The organism is Kribbella sancticallisti, from assembly GCF_039530625.1.
Taxonomy (GTDB): Bacteria; Actinomycetota; Actinomycetes; order Propionibacteriales; family Kribbellaceae; genus Kribbella; species Kribbella sancticallisti.
In genome coordinates, this window is the sequence record NZ_BAAAOS010000003.1 from 12,458 (window position 1) to 27,555 (window position 15,098).

Annotated in this window: 6 protein-coding genes and 2 pseudogenes; all 8 read right to left on the reverse strand. The window is 65.6% G+C overall.

What is annotated here, in order from left to right; translation table 11 throughout:
• Window positions 1–997: 997 nt before the first annotated feature.
• Window positions 998–4,963 carry an RICIN domain-containing protein gene (locus ABD255_RS01020; RefSeq protein ID WP_344208707.1) on the reverse strand — a complete coding sequence of 1,322 codons (3,966 nt, stop codon included), beginning with the start codon at window positions 4,961–4,963 and terminating at the stop codon, window positions 998–1,000.
• A complete protein-coding gene (locus ABD255_RS01025) occupies window positions 4,957–11,130 on the reverse strand; it encodes an RHS repeat domain-containing protein (RefSeq protein ID WP_344208709.1) in 6,174 nt (2,057 codons plus the stop codon). The genes ABD255_RS01020 and ABD255_RS01025 overlap by 7 nt, the downstream gene beginning before the upstream one ends.
• A 1,227-nt stretch (window positions 11,131–12,357) precedes the next feature.
• A pseudogene (locus ABD255_RS01030) lies at window positions 12,358–12,892 on the reverse strand (transposase); the annotation flags it as partial.
• Window positions 12,893–13,063: pseudogene (locus ABD255_RS01035) on the reverse strand (ATP-binding cassette domain-containing protein); the annotation flags it as partial. It lies immediately after the preceding pseudogene.
• Window positions 13,064–13,360: 297 nt separating this feature from the next.
• On the reverse strand, window positions 13,361–14,110 hold the full coding sequence (locus ABD255_RS01040; protein ID WP_344208712.1) for a nitroreductase family deazaflavin-dependent oxidoreductase: 750 nt from the start codon (window positions 14,108–14,110) through the stop codon (window positions 13,361–13,363).
• Between the two features lie 43 nt (window positions 14,111–14,153).
• Entirely contained in the window at window positions 14,154–14,342 is a 189-nt protein-coding gene (locus ABD255_RS01045) for a hypothetical protein (RefSeq protein WP_344208714.1), read from the reverse strand.
• A gap of 117 nt (window positions 14,343–14,459) precedes the next feature.
• A complete protein-coding gene (locus ABD255_RS01050) occupies window positions 14,460–14,786 on the reverse strand; it encodes a DMT family transporter (protein WP_344208716.1) in 327 nt (108 codons plus the stop codon).
• Between the two features lie 53 nt (window positions 14,787–14,839).
• Window positions 14,840–15,098 (reverse strand): SDR family oxidoreductase (locus ABD255_RS01055; RefSeq protein WP_344208718.1); only part of this gene is annotated, 259 nt, incomplete at its 5' end.

Sequence of the window (15,098 nt, forward strand, 5' to 3'; positions counted from 1 at the left end):
ACCGGGGCGGCGGTTCAGCGCTGCGAAAGCTCAAGCCAGGCGGCATGACCAAAGAAGACCATCTTCTACCACATGCCCTGCTCCCGAAATGGACACTTCGACGTACTTCGATGTGAGGAGTTGTGGCCCCGCGGTCTTGAAATGCTCTGTCCATGACTACAGCAAGTGGCGTTTTGGCGCATACAAAAACGGGAGTACGACGGGCGGCCGGAATCGCGCTCGCCGCGACCGCGCTGGCAGGAGCAGCGGCAGTCGTCACAGCCCCCCAGGCACAAGCTTACCCGGCAGGGTGCACGTCAGGCTTCCTCTGGCGGAGCAACGGCACTATCGGCGGCGGATACGCACGATGCAATTCATCGAGTGGAACCGCGTACCAAGTGGCCATCCGGTGCCAGAACTACTCCACCGGTTACGCTTCGTACCACACCGGTCCGTGGCTGAACCCGGGTATGGGAGACTCGACTGCCTGGTGTCCGTCCAACGCAGGCGCCACCGACGTGTGGATCAACCTTCCCGACTGACACACCGGGGTGGGCGGTCACACGGCCGTCCACCCCGCTCTGGGCTATCACCTCATTGCCCAACGGAGTACTGATGCGTCACACCTTCGAGACGCAAGTCGGCGCTCCAACGGTCAAGGCGCGACTGGCGATCTGGCGGCCGACGGCGCCTTCGCCAACCTCTACAATTTCTGCGACATAGTGCCGACAGTGGCGCCGGGCGAGTCTCACAGCAGTTCGTTTGGGGTCGGCTACTGCGACGCCGGTCTTCTGTGGCGCCCGCGGAGCTCGACGTACTTGTGGGTTGTCCATGGCGAGCAGCACCGACTGGCTCGTGAATCGCGGCGAAGGTCCGTGTTCCTACGCCGCGCCCGGCGCGGTTGGGCCCGACAGGTGCGTTATCGGCGTCCCTGACGGGACCGGTGCCGTGATCACCCTTTACATCCCCAACGGCGGCTGAGCCGGTACGGCAGTCCTGTCGTACCGGCTCAGCTCCGTCAGGGCTGGTCGATCCAGTAGCGCTGGCAATAGCCGTTCCAATAGTGCCAGGTGATCAGCCTCGCATCCGGATTCGGGTTGCAGTCGGCCACGTCCAGGGCATTGCCGTTGGCCTCCTGGGTGATGGACCAGCTCCCGTCGTACGCCGGCTCAACGCGCCAACGCTGGCATGGGCTGTCGGTCTCCGGCATCGTCACGACCTGCTGTCCGACAGTGTTCGTGCAGCCGAGGACGTCGACCGCCTGCGCCGTGCTGGGCTCGATGATCTTGTAGACGTCGTCACCGAGCGGCCGGAACTGCCAGCGTTGGCAGGGGCTCTCGGGGATCCAGTTCCACATGCGAAGGTCGGCATCCGGCAGGCAGTTCACCACGTCGAGTGACTGCCCACCATAGACGGCGCGGATTCGGTACTTCCCGTCCGGCTGGGACGAGTTGAAGCCGGCTCGCAGGATCCATTGCTGACTTGCCTCGGCGGTACAGGTTCGCTGGACGATGGTGACGTCGCTGGCCGTACTGCCTTGGGACGGCGACGCGCATTTGCCGCTGTGCGCGAATTTGAGCCGAACGACGGTGTCGTAGCTGCTGCCCTCCAGGTACTCGATCTGCAACTGCTGATTCGCCGTTCCCATGCATGGCCACTGCAGGACGGTGACCTCGTCGCCGAGCAGCATGTCGTCGACATCAAGGCACCGCGGTCGAAGGTCGTCATGGTTGCCTTGGAAGTGGGCGGTGTGGATCTCGTACTGGTCGGTGCCGGCGATCTCCTTGATCCGGAACCGCTGGTTGAGTCCACCGTGGCACGGGTGCTGGACCAGCCGCTCGGCGTCCGTCTGGCTGCCCAGCCAGACATCGAGGCACTGGCCGCTATGCCGGGCGACCAGTTCGTAGGTCCGGCTCTCGATGTCGAAGCTCGGACCGGTGCTGGCGCCGACGCGCGGTTCCTTCCACCCGCTCGTCGCCGGACCGAACGAGGTGCCGGTCGAGGTGAGCGTGAAGACCTCTCGGCCGCCGCCGACCATCGAGTAGAAGAGACCGACGTCCTCCTTGCCGTCTCCGCTGAAATCACCGGTGGACAGCGCGGTCCGCGCCGGGTCGAACATGGTGGCGTCGCGCCACCACTCGGACAGGGTCAGCGCGCTGCCCGTCGATCGGAAGACCTTGAGCGAGGCGTCCGTGCTGCTGTTCTCGTAGAGCGTGACGATGTCATCCCTGCCGTCACCGTCCACGTCCGCGACCTGCGGCTTGCTACGCTCCCAGCAGTAGGCGCCCGCACCGCTGTCGTGCAGGACGACCGGGGTGGTGACGAACGCCGTACCGGTGGACTTGAAGTACCTGGTGACCGTGCGGCAGCCGCCGAGGTTCTGCATGTCGACCAGGTCGGCCAACTTGTCGCCGTCCACGTCGGCGAGCAGGGGAGCGCTGCCGGACCATGGAGCAGAGGTCTGCAGCCATTCGACCGGATTGTTGAGCGCCGGGCCGAGGAAGGTGAGTGTCCGCCAGCCCGAGCTGGTGCCCTTCAACTGCGCGATGACGTCGGACTTGCCGTCGCCGTTGATGTCACCGGCGATGATTCGGGCCGCACTGAGCGGCCAGCCGTTCACTCCGCTGTGCCAGACCGGCTCGGATTCGAAGTTGTATCGCTCGCTGTCCGACAGGCCCCGGTACATGCCGATCCGGCGGCCGGCTTCCTCCCGGATCAGTACGGCGTCAGTCCGGCCGTCCCCGTCGAAGTCGCCGCGGACCGGTCGGGTTCGGTACATGGCGAAACCGCCACTGGCACCGCTGTCCCAGGCGAGCTGGCCGGTGTGCAGACCACCGCCGACCTTGGAGACGACGTTCCAGATGGCAGTCCGGCCATCGCCCTGGTCCAGCACCGTGGACAGGTCAGCGCGGCCGTCACCGTTGACGTCGCCCCGGCGCTGGGCGGGCAACTGCGTCAGCTTGGTGGCGCTCAGCTGCCAGACACTCGCCTGGTCGCTGATGTTATTTGCACTGTCGACAGCCTTCACATACAGCATCTTCGCCGGGAGGTTGCCGGCGGCGGTCTGCCAGACGGTGAGCGGGATCTTCACCGTCCCATCGGACCCGGCCTTGATCCGGCTGGTGATCCGCTCCGGCTTGAAGCCGTAAAGGTACTCGGCCACATCGGTGTCGCCGGCCGCCGGCCGCAAAGTGACGGTACCGACGGTCCGGGCTGGGATCTGCGCTTCCCCGTCCGGGAAGTCGCTGGACTCCAGTACCGCCGGCTGCGGCTTCTTCGCGTCGACTCTGAAGTAGCAACGCGGGGACGCGGGCCCGAAATCGACCCCGTCGTCCGCGACATTGTCGTTGCTACGGGCAACGTAGTAGTACGTCTGCCCGGGGATGAACTCCTCACGCGGGATCGAAGGCCAGGCGAACGCCGACCCCGAGGTGGTCGTGGCCGAGTCGATTTCGTACTCCAGCGCAGCGTCGGACGCACGGTGGATCGACAGTCGGGTGACCAGGTTGTCGCCGTCCTTGTCGGAGGAGACCGCACTGAAGGAGTAGCCGGACAGCGGCCAGCTGACGTCGGTCGGCGCGCTCGCCGTGCCACAGGGCCGGGCGCGGCTGAAGTTCACCCGCTGTGGAGCGTACGGCGCGTTGTTGTACGTCACCACGATCTTCGCGGTGTACCCGTGGAACCTCTTCCATTGCGAGACGTTGGTCTCGTCCGGCGCCCTGAGACCAAAGGTGATGGTTCCGCTCCGGCTGTCGGCGATGGACTGGAACGACGCAGTGAGCCCGGCGCCAGTCCAGCCCATCAGCATGTCCGGCTGACTGCCGCTCCAGGCGTTGCCGCTGGCCGTGGCTACGTGCGCACGCCAGTGTCCGCTCGTGCTGTTCCAGGTCACGGCCTGGTTCCGGTCGAGACTGTGCGTCCACCACAGGTCGGTCGGTGTCGGTGATCCCGACGGACTGTGGTCGAGAGAGATCTCGAACCGGCTCCCGATCACCCGCGCGCCGCCGATGTCGCCGGTGCCGAACTGGAAGAACGATCGGTAGGTGATCACGTTGTCGTACGACCGTCCGACCTTGGCGCCTTTGTCGCGGTCGTAGTCCCAATAGGACTGGTTGTCGTACTCCTTGCTGACGTGGGTCCACAGATAGTTGTTCACCGACCACGACGGATCGATGTAGACCGGATAACGAGTGGTCGGTGCGGTGAGTAACCTCTGGTCCGGCTCGATGACGAGGTCCTGCGCGGACTTGGTCGTCGGAATGTCCGCGTGCTTCGGCCTCGCCTCTTGTTGCGGTCCGAGGGTGGCGCTGTCCCACATCACAGCCCTTCCGGCCGCGAACAACGTCTTGCCGGTCGAGTCGGCGGCAACCGTCGTTCCGTCCGGCTTCGTGGTCACCTGAAGCCCTGCACCGCTGATCGGGAAGCGCAACCGCTTGAGCGCTGGATTCTTCGCTGCCTCGCGGTGCTTCACGACCAGAATGTGCTGGAAGCCGGTCGCCTCGACCCGGATCCGCAAATCCACGCCAGGCAGGACGTTCGGGTACGTCGCGGTGTCGCCGGCCAGTACCGGTCTGGGCAATCGGCCACGCCAGCCCATCCGAACCTGCTTCTTGTCCTTGCCCAACGCGACGAGGTTGCCGTCACCACCACCGGACAACCGCAGGTCTGTGACGATTTGCCCGGGCCGCACCGATCCGTCCGGCTGGAACGCCAGCTTGGTGTCGATGGGCGCCCAGCCCGAGCCCTTTCGGGCCCGGACCGGAGAGACGAACTGCTCCATCGTGTGCACACCGGACGGCTCCCGGAACACCTGGGTCGTCTCCGACCGGAGATGCTCCAACTCGACACGCTGTGCCGGCTGCGGCGCCCCCGGAGCCGGTACAGCGGACATCGCCACACCCTCACCAGCCGGCACGACCATCGGCACCAGCAATGCGCTCGCGGCCAGGGCCGTCAGCCCTCGCCGTGCTCCCCGGCTCAACATGCGCCGATGTCGCAGACAGTCTGACCCTCGGACAGGTAGGAGCCGATGGTCAACGGTGTTCCCGGCGGAATCGGATTGCTCGGCTTCGAGCGGAGATAGTCGGCGATCGCCGCATCACGGTTCCGGCCTGCCTCCTTGCCCAGTGGGCCGTTGTGGTAGTTCCAGATCCCTGTGGCCAGAAACGCCACCCCTGCGGTGGCTGCCATCAGACCACAACCGACGCCCGCAGTTAGGACGCACCCTACGCCGGCGCCGATGCCAGCGATGGTCCCGACCTTGGCGAGTGGTTCGTCGTCCGGGTCGAGTGCGCACTCCGCGCAGGTGCTGTCGGTGCTCTTCTTCTTGGTCTGGTCCGCGTTTTGCGAGCGGTTCGCCGCCTCGGCGATCTGCGCCTCTTTGGCGCGTTCACCGATTCGTTTGGCGATGTCGGCTAGTTTGTCGCTGGATCTCTCCAGGCTGTTGGCCGTGGTGTCCGCCTGGTTGGCGGTCGTCAGCGCCTGGTTCATCTCGTATCCATCGTCGCCGGCGAGTTGAATGAAGCGTTTGGTGACAATCCGGATCACTTCCTTGGTGTGGTATCTGATCGTCTTGACGACCTCCTTGAGGATCGTCACTTGACGGGCCACCTCGGCGGTGATCTTCTGCGTCAGCTCGTGGAGGCCGAACGCCGCGGCCAGCTTGGCGACGAAGGCAAAGATCACGACCTTCACGTACACCGTGATGACTTCCTTGTGAAGCTCCTTGATTCGCTTGACGTGCTGGCGCACGATGGTTTTCAGCTCGGTGACCGTTTCTACCCTGTAGCGCTTGCCGTCGGCATCGACGAAGCTCACTGGACTGTTGTTCGCGTAGGCGTAGCCGTTGAGCTGCTGGGGATCGTTCGCATCGACCACTGGGTCGACCGAGATGAACCGCCCGATGGTCGGGTCGTACTCTCGAGCGCCCAGATGGATCAGCCCGGTGGAGGCGTCCTTGATGCCGCCAACGAAGTCCTTCTGACTCGGCCAGGCGGCCGGCACCGCTCCACGGCTCTCACCGAACGGTGTGATCCGGCGCCGCTGGAAGGCCTGTGACTCGGCGTCGACCAGCAGCGTGGCAGAGCCGTGGTGGTCGGACCCGAGCCAGGTCAGCTTGCCGCCGGTCCGGACCCCGATGACCTGCTTACCGAAGGTGTAGTGTCGGGTGCCGACCTGGGTTCCGTCTGGTTTCAGCAGGACCTCGGTAGCGCCGAGGTACAGCGTCGTACCGGTGTGGTCCTTGCGGAGCAGCCGATTGCCGTCGGCGTCGTAGACGTACTCAGTCTTCTGAGTGCCCTTCGTGACCGTGCTCAGCTTGCCTTCGGCATCCCAGTCGAACGTCTCGCCCACGCCCGCGATGGTGCGGCTGGTCTGGTTGCCTGCCGCGTCATAGCCGTAGGCGTTGACCTTGGTGCCCTCTGGGCCGGTCGTCGTGATCTTCTCTACGGCGTGCGGCCGCGGTTGACCGGCGGCTGGGTACTCGTACGTGCTGGTGGTGGCACCCGCCGCGGTGGTGCGGGTCTCCGTCTGACGGTTGCCGATCTTGTCGAACGTCCACGAGTGCCAGTACGGCGCCGGGCCGCCGAGCTGACTCGCACTCGTCGGTTCCACGTCGCAATTGCCATCGCCCGGTGTCCAGGCCAGGGTCAGGCGCCGCAGCTCGTCATAGTTGAAACACTGCGTGTCCTTCGGCTCCGTGCTGCCGGAGGCGGGGGCGTCGACGATTTTGGTGACGTTGCCCGCGTAGTCGTAGCTGTAATTCTGGTCAAGGACACGCTGCGGACCGGTGGTCTCCCGCTGGCTGATCGCCCGGGTCAGTCGGCGGGTTGGCTCGTCGTAGATGTAGGAGTGACGCAGCCACTTGCCGTCGGTCGGTTTCACCTCGAGCAGGGTCAGGTCGCCGAACGAGTTGAACTCCGACGCTGTGACGTAGGTGCTGAGTTCACTGGACAGTTCGGTCGGAAGGTCGTTCGTGTCGTAGCTGGTGGTGAGAGTCTCCTCGAGCAAGCCACCGACCGCCGGCATCGTCGTTGTCTCCGGCAGGCCGGTCGAGGTGTAGGTGTTCTGGACCGTGTACGTCTTCGCCAATGCGCCTTCAGCTGCCGGGATGGTGACCGAGGTCCCGGTCGGATGACCGCTCGCGTCGTAGCCGGTCACCTCAGTCTTGTAAGCCTCACCGTCGATGTATCGCGTCGCCGCGCTGGCCGAGCCCTTCACCAGGCTGTCGTAGGTCCGCTCCAGCCGCAGTGCACCGCCCTCGGTGCCCTCACGGACCGTCGTCGGGCGGCCGATCACATCGTAGGCGTAGAAGAGCTTGTTGCCCTTGGCGTCGGTGCTCGAGGTTACCTGGTCAAGCCTGTTGTAGGTGTAGGTGGAGGTACCGCGGTCCGGCTCCTCGATCTTGATCTTGCGGCCTCTCAGGTCGTATGTGTAGCGCCAGACATTGCCGGCCGGGTCGGTGACGGTAGACAGCTGGCCTGCGCGAGTATGGGTGTAGGTGGTCGTGTGGAAGTCCGCGCTCGGGTCCGGAGTGTTGTAGGTCCGCAGTTCGGTCTGGCGCCCCTGGGCGTCGGAGATCTTGGTTGTCGCCTGCTCGCCCTCCGGCGGGTTGACCGTCTGCCGGTCCGGCTCGTAAGTGTGGGTGGTGAACCACTTCTCGTCGTTGAAGGACCAGAAGGCTTCCTTCGTCGGCCTTTCGAGATTGTCGTACGAGGTCGCCTTCCGAGCCGGCAGGAGCTCCTCTACCGGGTCGAACACCAAGTCACCAGGAGGAGCATCGTTGTAGTACGGGCTGTTCTCGATCACCGCCAGGCCGCGTGAGTCGTACTCGACGTCGGTGATCACCCGTCCGATGCCATCGGCAGCAGGCCGCTGGATCTGCCGCTTCCGCTGCAGCCCGTCGAGCAGTTCGTAGCTGGTCTCGACGGTGCCGTCGGCCTGGAGCTTCTTCGTCTGTACGACGCTCGCCTTGTCGACGCCACCGAAGTAGGCGTGCTCAACGTTGGGCGTCTGCGACTCCGCACGACCGGGCAACCAGACCTTCGCGATCCGGCCCAGGGCGTCCCGCTGGGAGACGGTACGGCGTCCTCCGACATCGGTGATCGCGATGGCCTGTCCCCAGGCGGGGTCGAGCTCGGTGCTCGAGACATGCCCGTTCGCCAGCGTCACCGAGGTCATGGTCACCGGACCATCCAACGGGACGTAGCCGTACGTCGTGGCCTGGCCCTTGGAGTCGGTCTCTGTCTGCTTGCGACCGTGGTCGTCGTACGAGAATGTCTTGACGGTCTCGTACGTCGGTTCCCCTGCGCTGGTGAACCCGGACAACCGCCAGGCCGCTGTGGGTTTGGCGCTCGCAGGCGTTGCGCCACCGGCGTAGTCCACCTTCTCGTCGGTGATGACGTCGCCATTGGTCCATGGCTGGTCACAAGCCTTGGCGACGATCTGTGTCCGTGTCGGGAGCTCGGTGATGCCCAAGGCCGCGTTGCCGACGTACTCGTACCGGGTGCACGTGTCGTCCGAGGTAGTGGCAAGGTCGTTGGCGTTGGTGGCCTCGGTGAGCACGCCTGCCGGGGTGTACTCGTTCTTGGCCGAGGTCTCGCGGAAGCCGCCGCCCGGCTTGGCCTCCCATTGCCGGACGGACTTCTGCTCGAGCTTGAAGGCCTGGGTGGTGCCCCAGTCGCGAACCCGGGTCGAGGTCGCGGACGACAGCCACGGGTCGGTGATGGTGCGTTCGACGACTCCGCCGTTCACCAGTTTGCTGCGCTCACGCTCTTGGCCGGCCAAGGCGTTCAGGTCCTTCACCTTCACCCCCGTGGAGTCCTCTAGCTCGCGCTCCTTGAAACCATTGGACGCCAGCTTGTCCCCGTCCATGCCCTGGAAGTAGCGGTGTTCGGTGACCGATTGCGGGCCGGACGGGTGACCCTTGGTCACGGTCACCCGGTCGTACCCGCGCCACTGGGACCACGTCTTGCGGCCGATCTCGACCAAGCCGTCCTCGTCGTCGTGCCGCCAGGCCGGCGCCCCGGGATAGTCGATCGTCGTCAACACCGGTTGCATGCCGCTGACGCGGTCGGATTCGGTGACCGAGGTGACGACGTACTTGTGGAACCAGTCCTCGCGCTCATCGACGCCACCTGGCGGCGTCCACTTCGCCGGGTGGCAGCGGCGGTTGTTCAGGTCGGCCGGTGGGACGTTGCCGGGCAGGCTGCAGTCCTTGCCCGAGTACGTGATCGCCAGCTCGCCGCCGGTCCCGTAGTGGATCGCGCGGATCCGGAACCAGTCCAGCAGGGACTGGCCGCTGCCGTCGTCGACCCGGTTGTTGAGCTGGATCTTGTCGAAATTGACTTCGGGTGTGGACACGGCGCCGTCGCCGACCTGACCGGTGTGGGTGATTGCCTCCAGCCACAAGCGGGGCCCGGTGTTGTCGCCCGGGTTGGGGAAGCTGTGCCGCAGCGTCCAGGTGTCGACGGCGTCGAATCCGGTCTCCGGTCGCCACACCTCGGTGCGGACCTTGGTGAGTTTCTTCTTGGTCCAGAAGCTGGGGTTGAACTTGGTGCACGAGGTGGTGCTGGTGCACTCCAGGTCGAGCGGGGTGTCGAAGTAGTCGGCTGGTGCGCAGTTGACGCCGGTCGCGCAGCGCTCGGTGGTGTCGAAGTGGGCCCGCGCGACGGGCTGCTCGGTGAACACCGCACCAGCGGTCTGGCCGTAGTCGATCCGCTTGATGCGGCCGGCTCGGTCGTAGCTGCTGACCGTCGTCTCGGTGCCGTTGCGGGCATAGTTGTTCTTCTCGGTCTCGTAGAACAGCGACATCGTGTTGCCGTGCGGATCGACGACGTAGTCGAGGTTCCAGCGGTAGGCCTGCTGACAGAACGAGTTGGCGAACGCGGTCTGGTGGCACGGCTCATTGGCGTGGTTGCCGGCCACCGGCACGGTCCAGGTCGAGTTGGTGTCCTGGGCGCTCGGGCTCGGGATCTTGTTCAGCCCGAAGTAGAACTTGGTGCCGTCCTTGGTGGTGATGACCCAGTACTCACCTGTCTCAGCCGCCGTACCACCCTGGTCACCGTTGATGGCACCGGAGAGGCGCTCGACCTTGGTGCCGTCGTCCGCCTTCGGCCGCCACTGTTTGGTGACGTCGTCGCGGACGAGCTCGCCGCCCTTGCCGTTCAGGGTGAAGGTCGCGTTGTCCGTCGCGAAGCAGAGGTCGCCGACCGGCTTGGTCCCGTTGTTGCCGGACTGCTCGGACTTGGAGGAGCAGGACGCATAGCGGCGCTCGATCGCTCCGCCCGGCGACAACTCGAAACCTTCACCGACCCATGACGTCTGGTTGTTGGTGCCCGACGTACGGCCATCGACGCTGCCCGAGGAATAGCCCAGGGTGATCTGTGGGGTCGGACCACCGGTGCCGGGCGGTGTGCGCAGCGGGTATTGCCAGTTGAAGTCACCCGACGATCCACCCACCGACCACGAGGCGGTGGGGGACAGTTGCGTGGAGTTGAAGTCGCCTGCGGTTCCGCTCCCGGCCGCTTCCATCATGAACAGTCCGTTGGCCGGTACGTCGGCGCTGAGCGTGCCCGACCCCGTGTTGCGGGTCGGGATCGGCCGGCCGGTGCAGGCGGCCCGCGCGGTGCAGGTGGGAACCTGAACCAACCGAAGGCGGGTCGCCCAGTCGCCGCCGTACGCGTGCCGGAAGGCCTGGTAGTTCAACTCCAATGACACCTTGCCTGGAGCCTTGTCGGCACTGGTGAGTTTCACGAGCAGCGAGGCCCCACGCCGGCCGAGCATCTCCACCTTGACCTTGCTCGGCGCCGTACCGTCAGCGGTCGGCCCGACGGCCAGCGGAAGCGTCCCCGCAGCCTTCTTCGGCAGTACGCCGGACAATTTCGCCGCCCACGTGGTCTCCGGCAGTATGACCTCAGCTGTCCCAGCCGCCGGCCAGACCACGGCCGGCGTCTTCGCGACGTCGACGTCGAGATCCGGCTGGCGCGGAACCACCTTGTAGTTCGAACCCCGCACGGGCTTCACCTTGGCTGACTTGACCAGCGGCTCGTCTTCGGCAGCCGCGGGCACGGCGCCCGCCGGGACATTCAACCCAGTGACCAGCGTCAGCCCGACCACCACGGCCAAGGCACTACGAACCCCACGTTTCGACATCAGGACCTCCCAGTATTAGGCGAGATCACCATGCGAGAACACAAGGACTTCCCACAAACCTTTCGATCACGGGGCGGCCGATAACGCCGACCTTCGACACTGATCGATAAGGCTTGAGTCTCTTTCGCTCTCTGGGCCCCGTGGTGGAGTGTGTTCAATCGGCTTACGGTCGCTGGGCGGCGAGAACGGAGTGTGTGGAATCGCCGCCGCGCTTTGGGTGGCTCGTGATGCGCCGAGGGCGAGCCGTGCGCGGGTCTTGCGCCGGTCCTTCGACTTGCCGAACGCGCGAGCCTGCAGGACCTTGTGACCGCCACAGTCGGATCGACAAGCGTGGCGGAGGGAAGCTCGCTTGAAAAATCCCGACGCTGGTCGCGGGGTGGCCGCCGACGCTGACTCGTCGATGACATAGCCCTGTTGCGGCGGCATGGGCAGGTGTTGTCTGGCGTCCGGGCGCCCTCGACGCTCAGGACATTCCTGCGACTTTCATCTTTTACTAGTCGGACGTGTTAGCTTCGGCGCTGCGGCACAAGCCATCTTCTCGATCACTGCGCGGATGCTTCCGCCCGTCCGCAACGCGATCGATACCATCGCGCCAGCAGGCTGGACTTCGGTCAAGTACACCAATCACGTCGGGGACGACGACGCACCAGCGTGGATCAGTGACGCTGAGGTCGCTGAGATCCCCTCACTGCCCCGCCTCTGAGGCACAAGCAGACCACGGCCCGGCTGATCGTGCGTCGGGGTCCGCCATGAACCCGGCGCCTCGAAGCGAGCTGTTCACCATCTACCGTTATCACGTGGTGTTTCCCCACAGCGCACTGCCGATGCTGGAACGGAGAAAGCCCACAGCGCGCAAGCAATCGTCCAGCAGGTCATCGCCGAAACCGGAACATCGCGCGCAGACCAACCGGCCGGCCAGGTCCCGCAACACGCCGACCCGCCGTCAGAGAGAAAGCCGCACCGCACCAAGCGTCACTGGACTACTGACGGTGGATCCGGGCTAAGGCTGGGCTAAGGCCAATACCGTTCAGTTAGGGTTTGGGCGAGGTACTGGGGTGTGTGTTGGGGCTGTGGCCAGCCGGCGTGGTGGGAGCGTTTGACGTGCCACTTGGGCATCTTGCGTTTGATGACCCGCGGTGCCGTGCGTTGTCGTCGTTCGGGGTTGAGCCGTCCGATGAGCCGGTGCAGGAAGTAGAGCCAGCCGGGGCTGTCGCGGCCGGGTTGTTCAGGGGGAAAAGCCCCCGGCTCGGCGACGGTCTGCCTGGAGATCCGCAGCGCGGCGACGATGCTGAGCCGGTCCGGGTCGCGTCCGGAGTGGGTCGCAGCTTCGGCCATCAGGGAGCGGATCGCGTAGTGGCAGCGCAGGTGTCCCCAGATCTCTTGGAGGACCAGATCGGGCGACTTCGACCGCAGGGACGGTGCGGGGTCCGCGTTGGTGGGTCTTGAGCTCGTCGAAGGTCAGCTCGATCTCCCACCGTTCGGCGTAGGCCGCGGCGAGGTTGACCGCGGAGACCTCGGCAGGGTCAAGTAGCGTGGTGAAGAGTCGGTAGCTGGTGGGGTTCTGGCGTCCGTCGTCGACGGTGTAGTCGATGACCCGAACCAGCATCGGCTCCTGACGGCGTTCCGCGGCGGGGGTGAGGCCGCGCAGGCCAGGAGCCGTCAGGAAGGTCCTCGAGGTGGGTGGGTTTGGGGCGCTCTTGTCGGTCCGGACTCGCCACAACAGGTCGGCTCCGGTCGCGATCGCCTTGCGCCACGGGGCGTGCACCCCGACCAGCGCCTTGGCCTCGACCGGCCGCTCCCACACGTCGACCCCGAAGATCCGTGCCATGCCCGCATCGGGCCGCAGCAACGCCACCGCCATCGACAGCGACGTCGTCTTCCCCGCCCCGTTCGGCCCCAGCATCCCGAAGAACGACCCCGCCGGACAGACCATCGGCGAGTTCGGCGACGGTTTCAGCGCCGGTGTAGCAACAGGTCTTGGGCGGCGGGCGCCTCGACCAGGGCACCCTGCCACTGCAGGAGGTCCAGCCCGATGCATCCGCCCACTGCGATGGCTGATCTCTGCCTGGGTCGAGAACGCATCGAGCACGCGCAGCGCAAGGCCTGTACGGATCCACCTGTCGGCCAGACCGGGCGCATTTCGTTTGAGCCCGCTATAGCGCCTTATCGTACGCTGGATGATTTCCGGCGTTCTGGGGATGGCGGCCGGTTCCAGCAGGGTGTGGCTCTGCTACCGAACGGGTTCCAGGAGGAACAGCGGGAGCAGCCGGTCGGTCTCTTGCTGATAACTGAGATAGATGGGGAAGACCGCGGTGGCGCGCTTCCACCATTCGGTCCGCTCGTCGCCGTGGAGTTCGCGGGCGATCATGGTGCGGGACTCGGTGCCGTCCTGCAGGGTCATCTTGGGGTCGGCCAGGAGGTTGTAGTACCAGACCGGGTGGTGGGTGGCGCCACTGTTGGAGCCAGCCGCGACGTACCGGCCGTCGTGCTCGACCCGCATCAGCGGTACCTTGCGGCTCCTGCCGGATTTCGCGCCGCGCATGGTGAGCAGCACCAGCTTCTGCTCATTCCACTGACCCGCCCTGGTGTCGCCGGGACGATCGGGGCTCGCGAGATTTGCGCGGGTTACTGAATGGGTACTTCCATTCGCTGGCGGCATACCGATCTGGCGGGTTAGCGGGTTCGGCATTCCATATCCGCCGAAGCTTCGGCGGCACCGGATGTCTGCGGTAGAGCACATTCTGGACGCGGTCGACGGTCTGCAGTGCGGCTTCGTGACCATGCAGGCCCCTGCTGCCGGATCTCGGGAGGGGCCGAGGAGGAGATCGCCGCGGGATCTTACGGAGGTCACCCAGGCCGGGCCGCGACCTCCTTGAACAGGCCCAATCCACCACGACGCAGCACTGACCGGGTGCACTGGAGAAGGCCTTGGCGCTAGCCGAAGGATCTCTACTCGTCGCCGCGCTCGCGATGCTTGCATTACCCATCAAGGTCTGAGCCCGAACCGGCCACGGCGGGGGTGGCTACTGCCCACCGGCGTCGCGGAGGGTGAGTACGGCGTTGAGATAGTCGGTGACGGCGTTGCGGTTGCGGGTCAGGCAGTCGATTCGGGAGGTCATTCGGTCGCGCTCCACTTCGAGCGCCGAGATCATTTCAGGGGTGGCGTCCGGGAAGTGGATCGCTCGCGGCTTGTCCAGACACGGCACAGCCATCGCTACCGGACAGGTTCAGTTCCGGATGTTCCGTGTGGTGTGCGCGAGTCCCGTCACCGATAAGATTAACGTCCACTCGCTCGGGCTCAGGCGGTCTGGGGACGCCGACGGTTCACCTCACCCTTCTAGGAGCCGGAGGCCGACCACACCGGTGACGATGAGCAGGATGCACAGCAGCCGCTGCAAACTGGCGGCCTCGCCGAGATAAATGATGCCGGCGAGGGTGACACCGACGGCACCGATGCCGACCCAGACTGCGTAGGCAGTGCCAACTGGCAGGTGGCGCAGGGCGAGGGCGAGCATGGCGAAACTGGCCAAGGACAGCGTGACCCCAATGACGCTGGGCCAGAGCCGGGTGAACCCGTCGGACTGCTTCAGGGCGGTCGCCCAAACAAGCTCCAGCAGCCCGGCAACAGCGAGCAGGACCCATGCCAGGCTAGTCATTGGAGATCCAAAGTTGCGCGGTCCATTTTCCCCACCGGTGGGTGTTCGACAGGTCACGCGGCATATCCGCCGTCGACGCTGATCGCGGTGCCGGTGATATAGCGCCCACCCTCCCCTGCGAGATGCGCGACGGTTGCCGCAATGTCCGCTGCAGCACCGTACTCGCCCAGGGCGATAAACGGCCGTTCCTGCTCGGCATCGGGTCCGTCAGCAGGGTTCATGTCGGTATCGGTGTTGCCGGGGTGCACCACCGTTGCGGTGATGCCCCGCTCCCCGAGATCACGTGCCAGGCCCTTGGTCAGCCCCAGCAAC

What these genes read in the sequence shown, in the direction of transcription:
- ABD255_RS01045 (WP_344208714.1), bottom strand. Translation starts at nt 14,342, where the DNA reads ATGGCTGTGCCGTGTCTGGACAAGCCGCGAGCGATCCACTTCCCGGAC.
- ABD255_RS01020 (WP_344208707.1), bottom strand. Translation starts at nt 4,963, where the DNA reads ATGTTGAGCCGGGGAGCACGGCGAGGGCTGACGGCCCTGGCCGCGAGC.
- ABD255_RS01040 (WP_344208712.1), bottom strand. Translation starts at nt 14,110, where the DNA reads ATGCAAGCATCGCGAGCGCGGCGACGAGTAGAGATCCTTCGGCTAGCG.
- ABD255_RS01025 (WP_344208709.1), bottom strand. Translation starts at nt 11,130, where the DNA reads ATGTCGAAACGTGGGGTTCGTAGTGCCTTGGCCGTGGTGGTCGGGCTG.
- ABD255_RS01050 (WP_344208716.1), bottom strand. Translation starts at nt 14,786, where the DNA reads ATGACTAGCCTGGCATGGGTCCTGCTCGCTGTTGCCGGGCTGCTGGAG.